We start from the raw sequence: 16,916 nt of genomic DNA on the forward strand, positions 1-16,916 counted from the left end.
CTGGTCGCTCCGTCAGGCGTTGTAGCGGTTATCGCTGCTGTCGCTGTCAATGACACTGCTGGCGATGCCACCAATGCCACTGCCACTGCCACTGCCACTGCCACTTGCAGCGTTCTGCCCACCGCCTTCATGCACGGCGCGCACCGCCGCGACGATATTCACGTACGCACCGCAGCGACAGATATTGCCGCTCATGCGTTCGCGAATCTCGTCGTCGGAAAGTTGTGCAGGGCGGCTGCGGACATCGGCGGTCACGGTGCTGGCCGTGCCGTTACGGAATTCGTTCAGCAGGGCAGTCGCGGAACACAACTGCCCGGGCGTACAGTAGCCGCACTGGAACGCATCGTGTTCGATGAAGGCCCGCTGCAACGGACTCAGCACGCCGTTGCTGGCGAGTCCTTCCACCGTCGTAATGTTTTCTCCTTCATGCATCACGGCGAGCGTCAGGCAGGAATTGATGCGACGGCCGTCGGCGATCACCGTGCATGCGCCGCACTGTCCGCGGTCACAGCCTTTCTTTGTGCCCATCAGGCCTGCGTATTCACGCAGCGCATCGAGCAAGGTCACGCGCGGTTCGAGTTGCAGCGTGTAAGCGCGGCCGTTGATGGTCAGCGTGACCGGACGGCCCGGCACTGGTGCGCGCACCTCCGCGGGCGGCGCGGCCGGGGTGGGGGTTTGTGTTTGCGCGCGCAGATGCGGCGCCGCGCCGACTGTCGCGGCCGCGGCAGCCGACTGCAGAAAGCGGCGGCGTGATGGTCGGGGTGGCGTGGCGGCGGGCATGTCGTCCGAATCCGGACGTTCGTTCTTCGTGGACATGACGGTCTGCTGGCTCCATTGAAAGGTCAATGCAGGCTGGCGACATGCGGATAGCCATCGTGCGGATACCCGCGCGTGGGCTTCCGAAGCGTCGTGGTGTGACTCATCGCTATCAGCAATTTCGGTGCCGTTGCGAATGCAACTGATTGCCGACGCGGCGCAATGGCGTCCGCTGCGACCCGGCTATCCGGGCACGGCGAAGCGAATCGAATCCCGGAGAGCGCAACCAGGAACGTAGCGACGCGCGTCAACCACGCACGTTGCGCTTAACGAACAGGAAAGTAAATATGCGGACGTGCCTTCTTTCTGTTTGCAAAAAGAAAGACTGTTTTGTGTGGGACGAGGAGTCCGCCAGATCAGGCGTCGGCCCAGCGGCGCAGCAGATTGTGATAGATGCCGGTGAGGCTTACCACGGTTGCATCGTTCGAACCTTTCTCGGCCGCCAGACGTTGCACGTCGTTGTCGAGTTGAAACAGCATGGCGCGTTCGCCGTCGTCGCGCACCATGCTCTGAATCCAGAAGAAGGAGGCGACCCGCACGCCACGCGTCACCGGGCTTACGTGATGCAAGCTCGAAGCGGGGTAGAGCACCATGTCGCCGGCCGGCAGTTTCGCGCGATGCACGCCGTAGGTGTCTTCGACGCAGAGTTCGCCGCCGTCGTAGGACTCCGGCTCGGCCAGAAACAGCGTGGCCGACAGATCGCTGCGGATGCGGAAGTCGGTGCCGCGCAACTGGCGAATCGCATTGTCCACGTGCGTGCCGAAACCATCGTCGCCTGCATAGCGGTTAAAGAGCGGCGGAAAGACTTTCAGCGGCAACGCGGCGGAAAAGAAGCGTGGATTGCGGCCGAGCGCATCCTGAATCGCATCGCCAATCGCGCGCGCGGCAGGGGAGCCTTCGGGCAATTGCTGGTTGCGCTTGGCCTGCGCGGACTGCTCGCCGGAAGTCGCATTGCCGTCGATCCATGGCGCCGCGTCGAGGATTTCGCGGCATTGCGCGACCTGTTGTTTGCTGAGTACGCCTTGCAGATGCAGCATCATGCGCGCACCTCTTCGTTGATCTCCTGATTGATCTTTTCAGCCAGCATACGAAATGCGGCCACCGGCGAGGCGGCCAGCCACGTTTGCATTTTCTCGACGAACGCCGCTGTTGCGGTATGCGGCACACGCCGCAACCATTGCAGCGCGGCATCGATCTCGCCGTGTTCAGCCAGTAGCCGCGCATAGTTGAACTGGCCGCGAAAATCGCCGCCCACCGCTGCACGCCGGTAATAGTCGAGCGCGATGCTTGCGTCGGCATCGACTTCCCAGCCGTCCTCGTAAAAGCTGCCGATAAAATTGATCGACTTAACGTGACCGATTTCGGCAGCGCGCCTGAACCACAGCAGCGCCTGTGCACGATCGCACGCCACACCATTGCCGAGCGCCAGCGCCAGCGCCGACGCATAGTTGTACATGCCCCAGTCGAGTCCGGCCTGCGCCGCGAGGCGGTACCAGTAGACCGCCACCGGCGCGCACGCGGTGGTTCCCCAACCGTGCTCATAGCAACGGCCCAACATGTTCATCGCCATCGGATGATCCTGCCGGGCCGCGTGCTTGAACCAGCTCAACGCTTCCTCGGCGTTGCGGTCCACGCCATGACCGTCGAGCAGATATTGCCCATACACCGCCTGCGCTTCGACGATGCCGTTATGTGCGGCCGCCGCCACCCACGCGGCAGCGGTGGCCGGTGGCCCGGAGAGAATCGCGGCGAGCTCGTCATGTGACACGCTCGCCAGCGCCTTCAGCGTTACCTGTTCCGTCATGCCGTGCTTAGTAATGCGCGTTGAGTGTCAGGAAGGCTGAGCGGCCTGCCGCGATCGACGCATAGTGCGCCGGATACGCCTGGTCGTAATACGTCCGGTTGAAGATGTTCTGCACGTTCAGTTGCAGGTCGACCTTCTTGTTGATCCGGTACGTCGCCATGCCGTCGAAGCGCCAGTACGACGGCACCGCACGCAGGTTCGCCGTGTCGCCGTACACCTGCGACATGTAGAACGCGCCGCCGCCGATCGTGAACTTCGGCAGCACGTCGTAGTTGGTCCACAGGCTGATGCTGTTCTTCGGCGTATTCGGGAACTGGTGGCCGTTATCCGAGGTGGTCTTGCCGTTGTCGCGCAACTGGCTCTTCATGTACGTGTAGCCGCCGAACACCTGCCACTTGTTCGTCAACTGACCGGCCACGCCGAACTCGAAGCCTTGCACGCGCTTGTTGCCGACCATCGCGTATTCGTTGTTCGGCAGCGTGACGCGGGCGTTGGTCGTGTCGATCTGGAACAGCGCGCCCGTCAGCGAGAGATGGTTGTCGAGCACATTCCACTTGGTGCCGAGTTCGACGCTACGGTTCTTTTCCGGCGCGAGCTGATCCGCGTTCGCACCGACCCCGCCACGTCCCGGCGTCAGCGATTGCGTTTCGCTGCCCTGGCCGAGCAGGGCGCCGGCCGGCGTCGACGAGGTCGCGATCGACGCATACACGCTGCCGTTCGAAGCCGGTTTGAAGACGAGGCCGAACTGGTAGTTGAACAGCGTGTCGTCGCGCGAGGTGCGCTTGCCGCCGTTGGCCACCGTGTTGCGGAAATCGGTCGAGTAATCGTCGACGCGCAAGCCGACGTTGGCCTGCCAGCGTTTGGTGAGTTCGATAGTATCGAACGCATACAGCGATTTGGTGGTGGTGCGCTGCTCGCTCGGATCGTTCGTTTGCTTGACCGAGCCGGCCCACGGGTCGTTCGGATTCGGCGACCACAGGCTCGTGCAGTTATAGCCCGACGCCGCGCCGATGCCCTTGGTCTTGCAGATCGCACCGGTGGCCGTTGCAACGGTGTACGAATCATTCACGCTGGTTTCGCGCGACAGTTCGAGGCCGGTGGTGAAGCTGTGTTTCAGGAAGGCGGTCCTGAACTCGCCGAACAGTTCGGTCTGGTTCGCAAGGCTGTAGACGTCGCTGGCACGCGTATTCGCGCGGCGCCACACCATGCCGTTCACGACGTTGCCCTGACTGTCGTCCGGCTGCGTCCAGATGTAGTCCTGAGTCGACTTCGTATAACGCGTGGTGTTGCGGATCGTCAGATTGCTGTTGATGTCGTGCTCGATGCGCACGGTGCCGACGTCCGACGTCGTCTTGCGGAAATCGCGGTCGATCAGGCCGTAAAAGTTATGCCGGTCCACATTGGCAGGATAAATCGTGTCGACGTTGGCCGGCTTGTTGGTGGTCGTGTAGAAGTACGGAATGCCGCTGTCGGGCAGGTCGTCGGTGGAGAGGTGGTAGTAGCTCGCCGTGACACGGGTGGGCGTGCCGAGACCATAGGTGAACGAGGGCGCGATGCCCCAACGCTCGTTGTTGACCGCGTCGCGGCCGGCCACGTCGTTGTTGTGGCTCATCACGTTCAGGCGGAAGGCCGCGTGATCGGCCATTTGCCAGTTGCCGTCGGCGGTGAAGCGGCGGTAGCGGTCGGTGCCGAGGCCCGCGCTGCCGTCGGCGGAATTGCCCAGATGCGGAGTCTTGCTGATCAGGTTGATGCTGCCGCCCGCGCCGCCGCGGCCACCGTAGGCGCCGTCCGAACCCTTGGTCACTTCCACGCTTTCGATGTTGAACACTTCGCGCGTGGTCGCGCCGATGTCGCGCATGCCGTCGACGAAGGTGCTGCCCTGGGCGTCGTAGCCGCGAATGAACGGTCGGTCGCCGAGCGGGTTGCCGCCTTCGCCGGCGCCGAACGTGATGCCCGGCACCGTGCGCAGTGCTTCGGTCAGCGTCGAGGCGCCCGTGCTTTTGATCAACTCCTGCGGAATCACGGTCACCGACTTCGGCGTGTCGACCAGCGGCGCGGTGAATTTGACCGACGCCGAGTGGTCGGTCTTGAAGCCATCGTCCGCCTGGCCTTGTACGGCGATCGGTGCGAGCTGGCTTTCCTTGTCAGGCGGCGCCGTGCCGGCCGTGCCCTGCGCGAGCGCGGGACCTGCCGCCAACATGCTGCACAGCGTCGTGCTGATTTTGCCGAGCTTCGGTTCGTCGGACCGCAACTTCATTTTTATCCCCGTCATGAGTGCTGGTGCCCGGGTGAACAACGCATTCCTTACCCGAACATTCCATGTTTATTACAAATTGTTTGCGGCCTGCATTCTATGCAATCTGATTGTAATTGAGAAGCGTTCTCATCAGAAAATCTTCGGCGGGGAATTGAGTGCGTACGCCAATTCATGGAGTTGGCTATTTGATCGGCGAAGATGAATGGAGAAGGAGTGAGTTTGACGGCATCGGCAGGCGTGGAGATGCTTGCACTTTTGTCAACGTGAGTGCCTTCTATAGCGCGTGATGCGCTCCTGTCTTCTGGTCCAAGGCGGATCCTGTCCGCCCGATTTCCTACTGTGCGGCCAACTCGGCCAGCATCTCCCGCAGCCACACGAGCGCCGGATCGGCCTGATTGCGCGGATGCCAGCCCGCATACAACGTGAAGCCGCGCGCCTCGAACGGCAGCGCAAAAATATCGAGCCGGTCGACGCAGCGCGCCGCGAAGCGCGACGGCAGCGTCGAAACGTAGTCGGTTTTCGACAGCAACTCCGGCACCAGCGCGAAGTGCTGGAGCGACAGCGCGACACGCCGTTGACGGCCGAGTTCGTCGAGATGCTCGTCCATGAAGCCGTGAAAACTGCCGCCGCTGGTCGACACCAGCACGTGATCGAGCGCGCAGTAGGTGTCGAGGTCGAGTGGGGCGTCGCCGCGCGGGTGGCCCTTGCGCTGCACGAACACGAAATGCTCGTCGTAGAGCTTGCGGACTTTCATCGACGGCGGAATCATCCGGTCGGAACCGAGCAGCAGGTCGATCTCGCCGCTTTCGAGCCGCGATGCGGCGGTGGGCTGATCGCCGATCACGAACGCCACGCGCACGCCCGGTCCCGCCGACGCCGGCAAGCGTTCCATCAGGCGCATGCCGAGCACGGCGGTGGCGTTGTCGTGCGCGGCAATCACGAAGCGCCGCGTGTCGGTATGGGGATCGAAGGCGGACTGGTGGCGCACCACCGCTTCGAGATTCTTCAACGCTGCATGAAGCGGCTCCATCAACTCCAGCGCCCGGGCCGTGCGGGTCATGCCGCGGCCGGTTTCCGCCGGCAGCAGCAGCGGATCGCCGAAGATCTGCCGCAAGCGCGAAAGCTGCGTGGAGACGGCCGGTTGTGTCAGATGCAGCCGCTCGGCCGCACGCGTGACGTTCGACTCGGCGAGCAGCGCGTCGAGCGAAACCAGCAGATTCAGGTCGATGCCGCGGAGATCAATCATGTTGATAGGTCACATATGAGTAATTGATTTCTAGAATACGTACCGCGCCTCTACAGTTCAAGCACCGAAACGAACTGAAGGAAGCTCAACATGAAAGCCTGGATGCTCGACCAACCCGGCAAGCCGCTGGCCTTGCGCGACGTGACCCAACCGCAACCGCGCCGTAACGCCGTGCTGGTGCGGATGGAGGCGGTGCCCTTGCTCAGCTACACGCGTGAATATGTCGAAGGGAAGTTGCCCTACGCGTATCCGCCGACACCGTTCTCGCCCGGCACCAATGGTGTTGGCCGGGTCGTCGCGGTCGGCGAGGGCGTGGTGGCATTTCGCGCTGGTCAACGCGTTGCCGTGAATCCGTACTGGATTGCCGACGAAACGGTGCGCGAGCCGGCGCAGGCGCTGTTAGGGCTGACCGCCATTAGCGCCGACAGCGCTGCGGTGCTGGCTGAGTTCCCGCACGGCACCTTGCGTGAAGTAGCCGAATTCCCTGCGTCGACGCTGATTGCACTGGACGGTCTGGACGGGACCGACGCCACACGTCTCGCGGTTCTGGCGAAATTCGCGGTGCCCTTCGGTGGTTTGCGGCGAGGGCGTCTGTCGGCAGGCGAGACGGTGGTGGTCAACGGCGCAAGCGGTTACTTCGGCTCGGCGGCCGTGCTTGCGGCGCTGGCGCTGGGCGCAAGCAAGGTCGTCGCGCTCGGCCGGCGTCTGGAACCGCTGCAAGCGCTGCTCGAGCAAGGCCGCGGACGTGTGGTCCCTGTCGTGCTGAGCGGAGATGCCGCGCAAGACACAGCGGCGATTCGCGCCGCTACCGGTGGCGGCGCGGATCTCGCATTCGACATGGTCGGGCAGGCCACCGATGCGAACGCAACCCTCGCCGCACTACGCAGCCTGCGTCGCGGCGGACGGCTCGTGCTGATGGGCAGCATGCAAGTGGACCTGCCGATTCCGTACAGCGAGATGCTGTTGAACAACTGGGAATTGATCGGCCACTTCATGTACACGCGCGCCGACTATCTCGCGCTGGTTTCGCTCGCCACGTCCGGGCAGATTCCGCTCGATGCGGTCGAGTTGAAGTCGTATCCGTTTGCCGAGCTGGAAGCGGCAATCGACGCGGCCGGCCGCATGTCGGGTTTGCAATGCACGGTCGTGAACGGCGCGTCGCCGCAAGCGTGGGGTTGAGCGTGTAGCAGCTTAACTGCGGTCCTCGCCGAGCGATCCGGCTGGCCGAGCTTTGAGAAATGCGCCGACCCGCATCAAGCGGGTCGGCCGCATTGCAGAAGATGCATCCGTTCAGCCCATCACGATATTCGCCAGCTTGAACTGATACGGCACCGCCGTGGTCCCGCCGCCACCGCCCGTCATCACGATGTCGCAGCGTGCAATGCCGAGCAGCGACAACTCGGTGTTGATGTCGGAGATCACGGCGGAATTCATCACCTTGCCTTGCTCGATCTGCGAGGCGGTCCCGATCCAGAGCGTCGGCTTGAACTCGAACACGGCCTTCTGCCCCGGCACGATGCCGGTCTTCTTCGCGAGCAGGCGGTTGTCCTTGAACACACCGGCGCTGATGGCGCCCGTGCGCAGATCGTTGCGCAACTGGATCTCGCGCGAGCTCGTCGACGCGCCGGCGATAGCGAGCACGTTGCCGGACGCCGCGCGGCTCACGCTGAACATCTGGCCGTTCTGCGCGACTTTTTGCGGCATGTAGTTACCGTCCGAGTCGCTGGCGGTAACGGTGGTGAGCAGCGGAAAGACGAACGGGTGATTGTCGCCGCGCCCGCAGTTGCTGATGACCTTCCACGCGACCGCGAGTTCGTCGAAATCCGTCGAGACGTTTTTCTGAAAGATCACGACCTGACTGTTGTTGACGTCGTTGGAGAGATTGATGAAGTTGAGTTTGATGTCCATGGCGAACCTTTTCCTGGTGGAGTGAAGCGGCGTCGAATGACGAATCCTCCGACGCCGAACGCGTGTCCGTTACGCCATCACGACGTGTTCGAGCCGGAAGGTGAACGGCAACGAGCGCGGGCCGGGACCGCCGCCCGTCATCACGATGTCGGCGCTGGCAATGCCGAGCAGCGACAGCTCCGTATTGATGTCGGAGATGACGGCCGAATTCAGCAGCGCGCCCTGTTCGATCTGCGACGCGACACCGATCCACAGAGTCGGCTTGAACTGGAACACGGCTTTTTGCCCCGGCGCGATCGATGTTTTGGTCGCAAGCGGACTGCCGTCCTTGTAAATGGTCGCGTTCGTGGCGCCGTTCGGCAGATCGTTGCGGACCTGGACTTCCGAGCTGTTGCCCGGGTCCGTGCCGAGCGTGAGCACGTCGCCCGACGTCGAGCGAACGATCTGGAAGACCTGCCCGTTGGTGGCGGTTTGCTGCGGCATGTAGTTGCCGTAGCTGTCGCTCGCGCTGACGCTCATCGTCATGGGAAACTTGAACGGATGATTGTCGCCCTGGCCGCAGTTGCGGATCACTTTCCACGCGATCGCCAGTTCGTCGAAATCCGTCGCGACGTTTTTCTGGAAGATCACGATGTTCGAATTGTTAGCGTCGTTCGAACGGTTGACGAAGTTCAGTTGAATATCCACTTGCCTGCTCCTTGAGGTTGAAATACGGCAATCGGTTTGCCGCGCACCTTGCCACCGGCCTGCCGGTTGGACGGGCCGTCAAACGAAAGAAGAGGTGAGACGCCTTATGCGGGCGTCGTGCTGGCTCGAGGCGCTGAAGACGCTAGAGATGCAACGCTAGAGATGCACGACGTTTTCGAACGCGAAAGCGAAGGGCTGTGCGTCGACGCCGCTGCCGCCGCCTGTCATCACGATGTCGCCTGCAGCAATGCCGGCGAGGGGCAGCATCGTGTTGTCACTCGACAGCACCGCCGAACTGAGCGCGCGTCCTTCCTCGATCTGCGAGGCCACGCCGATCCACAGCGCCGGTGTGAAGCGGAAAACGGCCTTCTGCGCCGGCGCCACCGCCTGCTTGGCGGCAATCAGCTTGCCGGCGTTGAAGGCGTTGACGTTGACCGCGCCGCGCCGCATCCGGTTGGCGACCTGGATTTCCGGACCGCCGTCGGCGCCGCCCGCCTGCGCCGGTTCCGCGGTGAGCCGGGCGCGGCCGGTCGGATGAACTCCGATGACGAAACGTTCGCCGTGCTGCGCGCTCATGCGCGGCGAGAAGTTGCCGTGCTCGTCGCCAAGCGCGATCTCGATGTCGGTCGAATAGACGAACGGATGGATGCAATCCCGGCCGCAGAAGCGGATCAACTTCCATGCGATCGCGAGCTCGTCGAAATCGGGAATCACGTTGCGCTGGAACAGCACGATTTCGCTGTTGCCGCAGTCATTCGAGCGGTTGACGAAGCGAAGATTGACGTTCATTTCGCCTGCTCCGCGTCGTCGTCCGAGAGATGCTTCTCGACCCACTGCGTGAGGGCGGGCGACACGCTGCCGGCGACCGACGACGTATGCAGCGCTTGCGCCCGGCTCTGCGCCTGCATGTCGTTCGCGAACCGGCCGAAGGCCATCGCGGCATCCGTGGCGTTGCGGCTGCGGGACAGGTCGTCGAGATACTGGGCGGCCGCATCGGTGAGCGCGCCGGTGTGCTGCACGTGACCCTGGGCGATGCGCGTCGCGAGGTCGGCATTGATCGCGGCCAGCTCCTTGATCGCGGCGGCGGCGCCCGGCAGCGCGAAGCGGTCGCGCTGCTCGCGCCAGCCGGCGTCGAATGCCGATTGCGCAGCGCTCGTGTACTGCTGGGTGGTCTGCAGGGCGGTGCGCACGAAGGCGCGCCAGGTGCGGACATCCGTCGTGGCGCCCGGCAGTCCCGCCGGATTGGCCGACTGCGCGACGAGCTTGCTGAATAACTGGAAGGCGGCGAGATTGGCGTTTTCCCACTGCGTGATGAGGGTCGAGAGCATGACGGATCCTTGATCGGTTCGGGTTCAGGTTCGGTTTTGATGAGCGATGACCATCACCGCGTTCACTGACGTGCGCCGCCCAGGCGCTCGATCATCTTCATGACGGCGGCCATTTGCGGCGCCTCGCGGGTATTGAAGTTGGGATGGTCCGGGTCCGGACTCGTGTAGCCCCAGAAGTCCCAGCAGCCGAGCGGATTGACGGCCGATTTCGCAGCCTGCGGGTAGAGCACGATCAGGCGATTGGTGTCGGCGATTTCGTTGTAGCCGGCGCCACGCACGAATCGTTGGCCGACGGCATCGGCGTTCTGCACGCAGCCGTGAAACGCGACATGGACGGCGCACGCCGCATGCAGGCAATCGGCCGGCACGTACACGTAGGCCACGTCGGCGAGCGACGCACCGCGGTTGGGATCGAACTCGCGCTGATCGAAGCTCCGCAACTCGCCGCTTGCCTGCGTCGCGGGTGCATTCAACGGCGCATTGGGTCTCGCGTAGATCCAGCGCAGCATCTCGTGCGATTGCTCGAAGCCACAGTTGTTGATGTACGGGCTCTGGTTCGCATCGCAGGGAGAGTCTTCCGGGCGATTCGTGATCAGTGCATGGCCGGCGTCGGGATGGCGTTGATACTCGATGCTGGCTGCCGGCACGTGAGCCAGTTCATAGAAACGCTTGGCCTGATCTACCACGCGGGTCGCGACGACGCTATCCTTCGCGCCGCTGAAGAGGTAAATGCGCTGCTCGCGAAGATTGGCCGGGTCGTCGATCTGGCCGGCTTTCGCAAAGCGTTGCGCGGCCTGCCATGCGCCTTCCGCGGTCGGCGCCGCGCCTGCCGGCTGCATGCACAGCGTGACCGCTGCCACGGCCGGCGCGATAAAGGCCGACTCTCCGGCGCAATCGAATGCGCCACCGGCCACGATGCCCGCGCCGATCAGACGACTCGACCAGGCAACGTCGAACTGGGCCGCCATGAACGCGCCGGACGACAGTCCGGAGACCGACGTGTGTTGCAGATCGGCGCCGAGCGTGGGCAGCGGCGCGAGGTCCGCGCCGTGTGCGCACGAGACGGTCGCGGCGATCAGCACCACTGCGCTGAACCGTGCGCGCAGGACATCGTGCCAGGATCTGCGTGATTGCCAATCAAGTTTGGATAACGAATCATTATGGATAGTTGCCGAATTCATGCCACTGCTCCTGTTGGGTGTGTACTCGATGAGTGTTCGGGTCTACGTCTCAGGCATGCGTTGCTTGTGTTGCACTACCCTTGCAGAGTAGATGCGCGGCGTGTTCGCATGAATAGGGCGGAAGGCTGGTACGGCGACATAGGAAGGATGGCCTGGGCCGTGCCCGCCGTGCATTGCCAGGTTGCCAGGTTGTCAGGGCGTGCCTCCGGGTGTGCACGGCACCAGCGGTATCGAGACGCTGCGGTCGGCCGTGGTGATGGCTACCGGTCGGTTCGACGGCGTGTAGCGCAACCTGTGGATGCCGCGCGGCCCAAAGCCACTGTCGATGTCGGCCAGCAGCTCGGCGCCGTCCGGAATGCCGGCGAGACTGCGGCCGCTCATCATCGCGGGCCGGCGCTGCGGGTCGTCCCAGTTGGCGCTGTCCGCGGATGCGTAGAAGGTGGGCAACACGCCGAGCCGGTAAAGGCTGTCGAGCGTCCGCGCAAGCCGCTTGCCGCAGAGCTCGCATAGCGCAGGTTGGTGCGCGATTTGCAAGGCCTGACTGATGCGCACGACTTCAGCCTCGCAGGTAAGCGTCGGCGTTGGCTGTTGGGCACGCGAATCAGCGATGGAATAGAGGACGACGGTGGCGGCTGCGATTGCACAGACAACACGCGTGTTAAGCCCGCGACCGGGCCGGTCATGATGGTTCGAAATCATCGGGAAGCCTCCTGTCAGGACACTAGGAAAGAAAGAGCTTGCGTTCGGCCTGGCGGCGGCGCGTCAGGCCCGCGAGCGGTTTGCCGCCCGCTTTGTTCCAGACGAGGAACTGGTCGGCGGCATGACTGCTTTGGCCCGCGTTCAGGTAGCGCAACAGCGTTGAGGAACGCAGCCGCCCCGCGCCGAGGTTGAAGACGAACGACATCAAGGCGTCGAATTGCTGCTGCGTGATCGCGACGCGTACCAGCTTGCGCAGCGCGAGTTCGGCGCTGCGCAAGTCGCGCCTCAGAAGCGCCAGCGCCTCGGACTCCGAGAGCGGGCGGTTGAAGCTTTCGTGCGGCAGAATCAGATGCCCATAGCCGATCGTCGGTTTGCCGACGGCGTCGAGATAGCGATTCAGGCGTAATCCCTCGAACTGTTTGATCAGGTCGATACCTTGCGTGCCGGTGCACGTGGGTTGCTCAGGCATGGCGTTTCTCCTCGTCGTCGTGCCGTGCGCGCGGCACGAGGCGGTGGGTGTATTCGTCGATCACGCGCATGATCGCTTCGGGCGGGTCGAGCGCCGCAAACTGCATTTCGATGTCGATGTGCTGGCTGTCGCGCTGCGCTTGCTCACCTTGGGCGTTCGGGCGTGCGGACGGCGGCGCGAGCGTCACGAAGAAACGGCCGCGTTGATCGCCGCCCGCCAATCCGCCGGCCGGTAGCGTTTCGGTGAAGTCCGCGCGCACCGTCAGATGCACGACCATCCTGTCGAGCGCCAGTCCGCGCGGCGTCGCCAGCGCGACGAGCGGCACCGGCATCGTGTGCTCCGCGTCGAGCGCGACCTCGACCGCGCGCGGCGTGAGCAGGCCGTTCTCGTCCTGGTCGAAGAACTGGTCGAGCACGGTGGTGTACTGAAGCGAGAGCAACTGATTCGCGGCGGCTGCCGCGTGTTGCATGCCGCGCGTGATGTCGTCAAGCGCGAGACCGCGTGGTGGTGGCGGTGGATCGCTCGCGCTCGACGGCGGCGCACCGCCGGACGGTGGAGTGCCGGGCGGCACGTTCGCTCCGCTGCCGTTCGCCATGTCGGCGTCGCCGGCCGCCGCCGAAGCGGACGGCGCAGCTTGCGTGACTGCCGGCGGCTCGCGCGTGCCGGGCGCAGCAGCCGGTTTGCTATCGCTAGCGTTCTGCGAGGCCGTGCGCTGTGAGGCGTTGTCGTGCGGTACGCCTTCGGCCGGCGTACCGTGTGAAGCCGGCACGCCGCGGCGCCGTTTGAAGAAGTTGAACATGGTGTCCGCCCGCCGTCAGTGGCCGCTGTGCTTACTGATGGACAGGCTGCTGGCCGCTCGCCTGCGTGCTTGCCTGCGTGCTCGCTTGCGTGGTCTCGCCGACCAGCTTGCCGTCTGTCGGTGTGGCCGGCAGCGGCTTGACGTCTTTCGCCTTGTCTTCGGTCACGACCGGTTTGGTGGCGGCGTCCGTCAGGAAGTCGATGACACGCATCAGCGCTTCCGGCGGGGGCTGCCGCTTGATCTGCGTATGGATCGAATATTTGGCTCGCGTATCGGTGCTGCGGGTTTGCTCCGACTTGTGCGAGACACGTCCCGAGATGCTCACGCTGACCGGACCCCAGCCAAACTTCGCCTGGAATTCGCCGCTTGCATCCGTGGACTCCGACGACTTCTCCGACTGCGTGATTTCCATCTCGAAGTCGATCGTGCCTTCTTCGATCGCGATGATGGGATGAACGATCGCGGCCAGCAGCGGAATGCGCATGGTCTTCTGCACCACGCCTTTCGATACGCCGCTCTCGTCGACGAGTGTTTCGTCGTAGTCGAACTGCACAGCGACTGCCTTGCCGTTCTGAATGCACACCTGCATCAGAAAATCGGCATAACTTTTCGCCGCCTGGGTTTGCGCTGAAATCATTGCTTTCAATGGACCGGCGATCATTTGGTCCATTGGTAAAGCATTAATGACAGAGCCGATGAAATTGGCATCCATACAGACCTCCATGGTGAATTTGTGACAGTGCGAATACACTGTCTCTATTCAAATTACATAAATTGGAGAAATCTGTAGAGAGGCCATCCGTCCTGCATGACGGCAGGGGAGGACGGCATATTAATTCTGAAAGAAATGGAGTGCCTTTTGTATTAGAACGTTTTTCACGGATCGTCGGAACTAGTGCGTCATTTTCAAAAGAGCGGTAAAAGCGAGCCGAAGAGACGCAAATAACGTGAACCCGAGCGTCTCGCTACCGAGGGGATACGCTTAAATGAACGTTCTGATGATCGATAGTCCGCCGCTATTTGTGGCAGGGGTAGCCGATGTCTTATGGAGACGGGACAGCAGTTGCCAGGTGTGGTCGGCCCAGCGTCCTGAAGACATCTACCGCATCCGGGAAGGCCTGCCGCCGGGAACGGTCGGCGCGGTCACCCTCGAATGGGACGAGCGTGCTGCGCGGATGGGCTGGCCGAAGGTGCTGCAAGATGCCTTGGGGACGGTGCCATGGCTATTCGTGGTGCGCACGGTGTGTCGCCAGGCGATCGCCGATGCGCTGATGGCGGGCGCCTCGGGCATCGTCGAGCGTCATGCAAGCGCGGACGAATTCGCCGATGCGCTCTGCCGCGTCGCCTCGGGTGCGATCTACGTTCCGCCCACTTATGGCCTTGGCGCCGAGCTGGGGCCGGCCCAGGCGCAGTCCAGCGATCGCGCATTCGAGCGTCTGACGCCGCGGCAGCGCGAGGTATTGCGTCTGCTGGCGGAAGGGAAGTCGAACAAGCAGATCTGCCGGGTGCTCAACGTCGCGGAGGGGACCATCAAGAACCACCTGTACGCACTTTTTCGGCAGATCGGCGTCAGCAATCGCACGGAGGCGGCGCTTTGGCTTGCGCGTCACGTGACACCTGAAAACGTGCGCGGCCAGACGCTCCTATGCGTCACGCATGAGTGAATGCCACGCTTGCATCCGGCCCGGCGCACGGGCCGGATGCAAGACCGGCTAGGCCGGTGCAATCTGATGTCCGGCGTCTTCAGCGGCAAGGGTGTCGATGGCGTGCTGCATGGGCGCTGGACTCACGCTGACTTCGCCGGCGAACGGCCGGTCGACGGCTAGCACGAAAAAGAACGCGAGTCCGAGCGTCGTTGCCCAGATGGTCACGAGCCCAAGATGAAAGCGCGTCACGGGCAACACGTACAGCAGCACCAGCGAGAGCGCGCTCGCGATCAGCATGACACCCCACAACGTCACCGGCATGGCGACATCGAGCGCCTGCAGCCGATGCTCCCGAAGCTTGGTCATTTCATTCACGCGGGCGAGCACTTCGGTCAGCAGTGCCCGCTCGCGATCGTCCGACGGCACGATCCGGTTGGTCGTCGCGAACATCTTGTCGAACGCGGCCTGGGTTCCGGCATCCGCGCGGGCGTACTGCTGCATTTGCGGCCACTCGTCGCGAACAACGTGCTCGATATAGATGATCAGCTCGCTCCTCGCGGTGAGTGCATCCGGCTTGCCGAACGACGCGAGATCGTGAGCGAGTTCAGTGGCGCACGCGGCCTCGGACGAGACCGTGCCAGCCGCGGCGTCGTAGGTACCCCAGACCGTAATGGCGGCGAACGCGACCAGCAGCGAATTGATGGTGGTCACCGCGGACATCATCGCCACAGTCATGCCGCGCTGTTCGGCATCGAGTTGAACCGGAAAGCAACGGCGAAACAGCAGATAGCCGCCCAAGGCCGCGGCGAGCGTCGCGCCGACGATCAGCGCACCCATCAAGGCGGCGGGCATGTTGTAGAGGAAGAGCATTGTGTCACTCCGGGTCGTTTGGAATGGGGGTAACGGACAGCCGGGCCGGCTCGCCTGCGAGCATCGCGCGGGTGAGATCCGCGAGGCGTTGCCGTACGGTGTCACCGGCATCCGGATGATCGAGCGACTGCTGAAGCTCGAGCAGGCTCGCGGCGATCTCGCTCTGCCATTGCGTACGTTCGCTCACGGCCTGAGCACGGCGCGTCTGCTGTGCGGCATCCGCGTCGGACGAGCGATCGCCGCGCACGAGTGTGTCGAGCGTGTCGACGAGCCTTTGCAGCAAGCGATGTACGGCAGTTGCCGAGAAGCCGCCGAGCATCGAGAGGGCGGGCTTGCCGAAGCTGTGCATGCTGCCCTGATCGAAGAGGCGCGACGGTAGCATCTCGACGAGGATCAACCCGGCAATCAGCCCGAGAATCAGGCGCGCGCCGTAGGATGCGTCGTACTTCGGGTCGTACGTCGAGGCGGCGATGTAACGATGCGCCTGAAACAGCGTCGCGAACGATGCACCAAGTCCCGCGCAAAACAGCAGGAACAGCGCATTCCATAACAACTGCGTGCCGTGTGAGTCGAGGAAGCCGCGCTCGACGTTGTCCGCAGAGACATCGGGAGAAAGCCCGGTTGCGACCACGGCGATCAGAAACGCAATCGACGCGACCGTCAACAGCCTGATCAGCGGCACCGGACCGAGCCAAGCGAACGGGCGGCCGAGACGGTGCTGCGCATCGAGCAGCGTGACGGCTTGCGGTGTGGCCGGCGCGATGAGCGCGGCGAGTTTCCGGTGGATCGATGCAAGCGAGTGCTGCGAGGTGGCGGCGTAACGAGGCGCGTCGCCGGCAGTGCCGGGAGGCGGGTTGTCAGGCGCGGTGCCGTCGATCAGCGCGCTCAGCAGCGCGATGGTTTCAGGCGCGACGGGCAGACCGTGATGCAACGCGTAGCGCGCCATCGCCTCGCATTCGTCGCGCAATTGGGCCAGCAGCGCGCCGGGTGATGCGCCGTCAGGAGGGGCACTGACACGTGCGGCGCGCAGCCGGAACCGATTGGAAAAATGGTCGATGCCCATTTCAGCCCTCCGGTTCGTTACGGTGGCCGATTGCTGAGCGTGCGGCGCGGCAGGCTCGAGTTAGTAAGCGTTGCAAAGTCATGATGAATGTCCTGCTGTGGAAGAGTGCCGGCGTGCGTGGACGCGATAGACGGCGATGCCAC

At 63.6% G+C, this 16,916-nt stretch carries 18 protein-coding genes; 2 read left to right on the plus strand and 16 right to left on the minus strand.

All coding sequences use genetic code 11. From position 1 onward, the window contains the following. Positions 1–12: 12 nt before the first annotated feature. From M0D66_RS31285 to M0D66_RS31305, 5 genes are all read right to left on the minus strand, one after another. A complete protein-coding gene (locus tag M0D66_RS31285; protein ID WP_266212475.1) occupies positions 13–816 on the minus strand; it encodes a 2Fe-2S iron-sulfur cluster-binding protein in 804 nt (267 codons plus the stop codon). Between the two features lie 356 nt (positions 817–1,172). Beyond that, on the minus strand, positions 1,173–1,856 hold the full coding sequence (locus M0D66_RS31290; RefSeq protein WP_266212476.1) for a Fe2+-dependent dioxygenase: 684 nt from the start codon (positions 1,854–1,856) through the stop codon (positions 1,173–1,175). Further along, a complete protein-coding gene (locus tag M0D66_RS31295) occupies positions 1,853–2,620 on the minus strand; it encodes a tetratricopeptide repeat protein (protein ID WP_266212477.1) in 768 nt (255 codons plus the stop codon). Before M0D66_RS31295 ends, M0D66_RS31290 begins: the two co-directional genes overlap by 4 nt. Positions 2,621–2,627: 7 nt before the next feature. Then, positions 2,628–4,877 carry a TonB-dependent siderophore receptor gene (locus M0D66_RS31300; RefSeq protein WP_266212478.1) on the minus strand — a complete coding sequence of 750 codons (2,250 nt, stop codon included), beginning with the start codon at positions 4,875–4,877 and terminating at the stop codon, positions 2,628–2,630. Positions 4,878–5,211: 334 nt separating this feature from the next. Continuing rightward, on the minus strand, positions 5,212–6,123 hold the full coding sequence (locus tag M0D66_RS31305; protein ID WP_266212479.1) for a LysR family transcriptional regulator: 912 nt from the start codon (positions 6,121–6,123) through the stop codon (positions 5,212–5,214). A gap of 90 nt (positions 6,124–6,213) precedes the next feature. Here M0D66_RS31305 and M0D66_RS31310 point away from each other — a divergent pair, with 90 nt between their 5' ends. Beyond that, a complete protein-coding gene (locus tag M0D66_RS31310) occupies positions 6,214–7,302 on the plus strand; it encodes a zinc-binding dehydrogenase (protein WP_266212480.1) in 1,089 nt (362 codons plus the stop codon). A gap of 111 nt (positions 7,303–7,413) precedes the next feature. Here M0D66_RS31310 and M0D66_RS31315 read toward each other — a convergent pair whose 3' ends face one another. The 9 genes from M0D66_RS31315 to M0D66_RS31355 form a co-directional block, all read right to left on the minus strand. After that, a complete protein-coding gene (locus tag M0D66_RS31315; protein WP_200620924.1) occupies positions 7,414–8,031 on the minus strand; it encodes a hypothetical protein in 618 nt (205 codons plus the stop codon). Between the two features lie 69 nt (positions 8,032–8,100). Then, the gene (locus M0D66_RS31320; protein WP_200566597.1) at positions 8,101–8,718 is read right to left on the minus strand and encodes a hypothetical protein; all 618 of its coding nucleotides are present in this window, start codon (positions 8,716–8,718) and stop codon (positions 8,101–8,103) included. 156 nt (positions 8,719–8,874) lie between these two features. Then, complete coding sequence (locus M0D66_RS31325) at positions 8,875–9,507, minus strand: hypothetical protein (protein ID WP_266212481.1); 633 nt, start codon at positions 9,505–9,507, stop codon at positions 8,875–8,877. Then, the gene (locus M0D66_RS31330; RefSeq protein ID WP_266212482.1) at positions 9,504–10,046 is read right to left on the minus strand and encodes a hypothetical protein; all 543 of its coding nucleotides are present in this window, start codon (positions 10,044–10,046) and stop codon (positions 9,504–9,506) included. Before M0D66_RS31330 ends, M0D66_RS31325 begins: the two co-directional genes overlap by 4 nt. A 62-nt stretch (positions 10,047–10,108) precedes the next feature. Continuing rightward, positions 10,109–11,227 (minus strand): PHB depolymerase family esterase, encoded by a 1,119-nt coding sequence (locus tag M0D66_RS31335; protein ID WP_211707588.1) that lies wholly within the window; start codon positions 11,225–11,227, stop codon positions 10,109–10,111. 192 nt (positions 11,228–11,419) lie between these two features. After that, entirely contained in the window at positions 11,420–11,926 is a 507-nt protein-coding gene (locus M0D66_RS31340; RefSeq protein ID WP_266212483.1) for a hypothetical protein, read from the minus strand. 22 nt (positions 11,927–11,948) lie between these two features. Beyond that, entirely contained in the window at positions 11,949–12,395 is a 447-nt protein-coding gene (locus M0D66_RS31345) for a lysozyme (protein WP_266212484.1), read from the minus strand. After that, positions 12,388–13,194: a DUF2589 domain-containing protein gene (locus M0D66_RS31350; protein WP_244179239.1), complete on the minus strand. Its 807-nt coding sequence runs from the start codon at positions 13,192–13,194 to the stop codon at positions 12,388–12,390. Before M0D66_RS31350 ends, M0D66_RS31345 begins: the two co-directional genes overlap by 8 nt. 31 nt (positions 13,195–13,225) lie before the next feature. Beyond that, positions 13,226–13,906, minus strand: a complete 681-nt coding sequence (locus M0D66_RS31355) for a DUF2589 domain-containing protein (RefSeq protein ID WP_054038856.1) — start codon at positions 13,904–13,906, stop codon at positions 13,226–13,228. A gap of 274 nt (positions 13,907–14,180) precedes the next feature. On the opposite strand from M0D66_RS31355, the gene M0D66_RS31360 reads away from it, so the two are divergent. After that, complete coding sequence (locus M0D66_RS31360; protein WP_093632956.1) at positions 14,181–14,858, plus strand: response regulator transcription factor; 678 nt, start codon at positions 14,181–14,183, stop codon at positions 14,856–14,858. A 48-nt stretch (positions 14,859–14,906) separates the two neighbouring features. Here M0D66_RS31360 and M0D66_RS31365 read toward each other — a convergent pair whose 3' ends face one another. Together M0D66_RS31365 and M0D66_RS31370 are read right to left on the minus strand one after the other, a co-directional pair. Then, entirely contained in the window at positions 14,907–15,710 is an 804-nt protein-coding gene (locus M0D66_RS31365) for a DUF4239 domain-containing protein (protein ID WP_200651571.1), read from the minus strand. Between the two features lie 4 nt (positions 15,711–15,714). After that, a complete protein-coding gene (locus M0D66_RS31370; protein WP_200620932.1) occupies positions 15,715–16,773 on the minus strand; it encodes a hypothetical protein in 1,059 nt (352 codons plus the stop codon). Between the last annotated feature and the right edge of the window lie 143 nt (positions 16,774–16,916).

It is taken from the genome of Paraburkholderia sp. SECH2, assembly GCF_030464795.1.
Lineage (GTDB): Bacteria > Pseudomonadota > Gammaproteobacteria > Burkholderiales > Burkholderiaceae > Paraburkholderia > Paraburkholderia aspalathi.

Excerpts from the sequence above, each read along its gene's own strand:
- M0D66_RS31285 (WP_266212475.1), bottom strand. The coding sequence starts at position 816 with ATGTCCACGAAGAACGAACGTCCGGATTCGGACGACATGCCCGCCGCC.
- M0D66_RS31290 (WP_266212476.1), bottom strand. The coding sequence starts at position 1,856 with ATGATGCTGCATCTGCAAGGCGTACTCAGCAAACAACAGGTCGCGCAA.
- M0D66_RS31295 (WP_266212477.1), bottom strand. The coding sequence starts at position 2,620 with ATGACGGAACAGGTAACGCTGAAGGCGCTGGCGAGCGTGTCACATGAC.
- M0D66_RS31300 (WP_266212478.1), bottom strand. The coding sequence starts at position 4,877 with ATGAAGTTGCGGTCCGACGAACCGAAGCTCGGCAAAATCAGCACGACG.
- M0D66_RS31305 (WP_266212479.1), bottom strand. The coding sequence starts at position 6,123 with ATGATTGATCTCCGCGGCATCGACCTGAATCTGCTGGTTTCGCTCGAC.
- M0D66_RS31310 (WP_266212480.1), top strand. The coding sequence starts at position 6,214 with ATGAAAGCCTGGATGCTCGACCAACCCGGCAAGCCGCTGGCCTTGCGC.
- M0D66_RS31315 (WP_200620924.1), bottom strand. The coding sequence starts at position 8,031 with ATGGACATCAAACTCAACTTCATCAATCTCTCCAACGACGTCAACAAC.
- M0D66_RS31325 (WP_266212481.1), bottom strand. The coding sequence starts at position 9,507 with ATGAACGTCAATCTTCGCTTCGTCAACCGCTCGAATGACTGCGGCAAC.
- M0D66_RS31330 (WP_266212482.1), bottom strand. The coding sequence starts at position 10,046 with ATGCTCTCGACCCTCATCACGCAGTGGGAAAACGCCAATCTCGCCGCC.
- M0D66_RS31335 (WP_211707588.1), bottom strand. The coding sequence starts at position 11,227 with ATGAATTCGGCAACTATCCATAATGATTCGTTATCCAAACTTGATTGG.
- M0D66_RS31340 (WP_266212483.1), bottom strand. The coding sequence starts at position 11,926 with ATGATTTCGAACCATCATGACCGGCCCGGTCGCGGGCTTAACACGCGT.
- M0D66_RS31345 (WP_266212484.1), bottom strand. The coding sequence starts at position 12,395 with ATGCCTGAGCAACCCACGTGCACCGGCACGCAAGGTATCGACCTGATC.
- M0D66_RS31350 (WP_244179239.1), bottom strand. The coding sequence starts at position 13,194 with ATGTTCAACTTCTTCAAACGGCGCCGCGGCGTGCCGGCTTCACACGGT.
- M0D66_RS31355 (WP_054038856.1), bottom strand. The coding sequence starts at position 13,906 with ATGGATGCCAATTTCATCGGCTCTGTCATTAATGCTTTACCAATGGAC.
- M0D66_RS31360 (WP_093632956.1), top strand. The coding sequence starts at position 14,181 with ATGAACGTTCTGATGATCGATAGTCCGCCGCTATTTGTGGCAGGGGTA.
- M0D66_RS31365 (WP_200651571.1), bottom strand. The coding sequence starts at position 15,710 with ATGCTCTTCCTCTACAACATGCCCGCCGCCTTGATGGGTGCGCTGATC.
- M0D66_RS31370 (WP_200620932.1), bottom strand. The coding sequence starts at position 16,773 with ATGGGCATCGACCATTTTTCCAATCGGTTCCGGCTGCGCGCCGCACGT.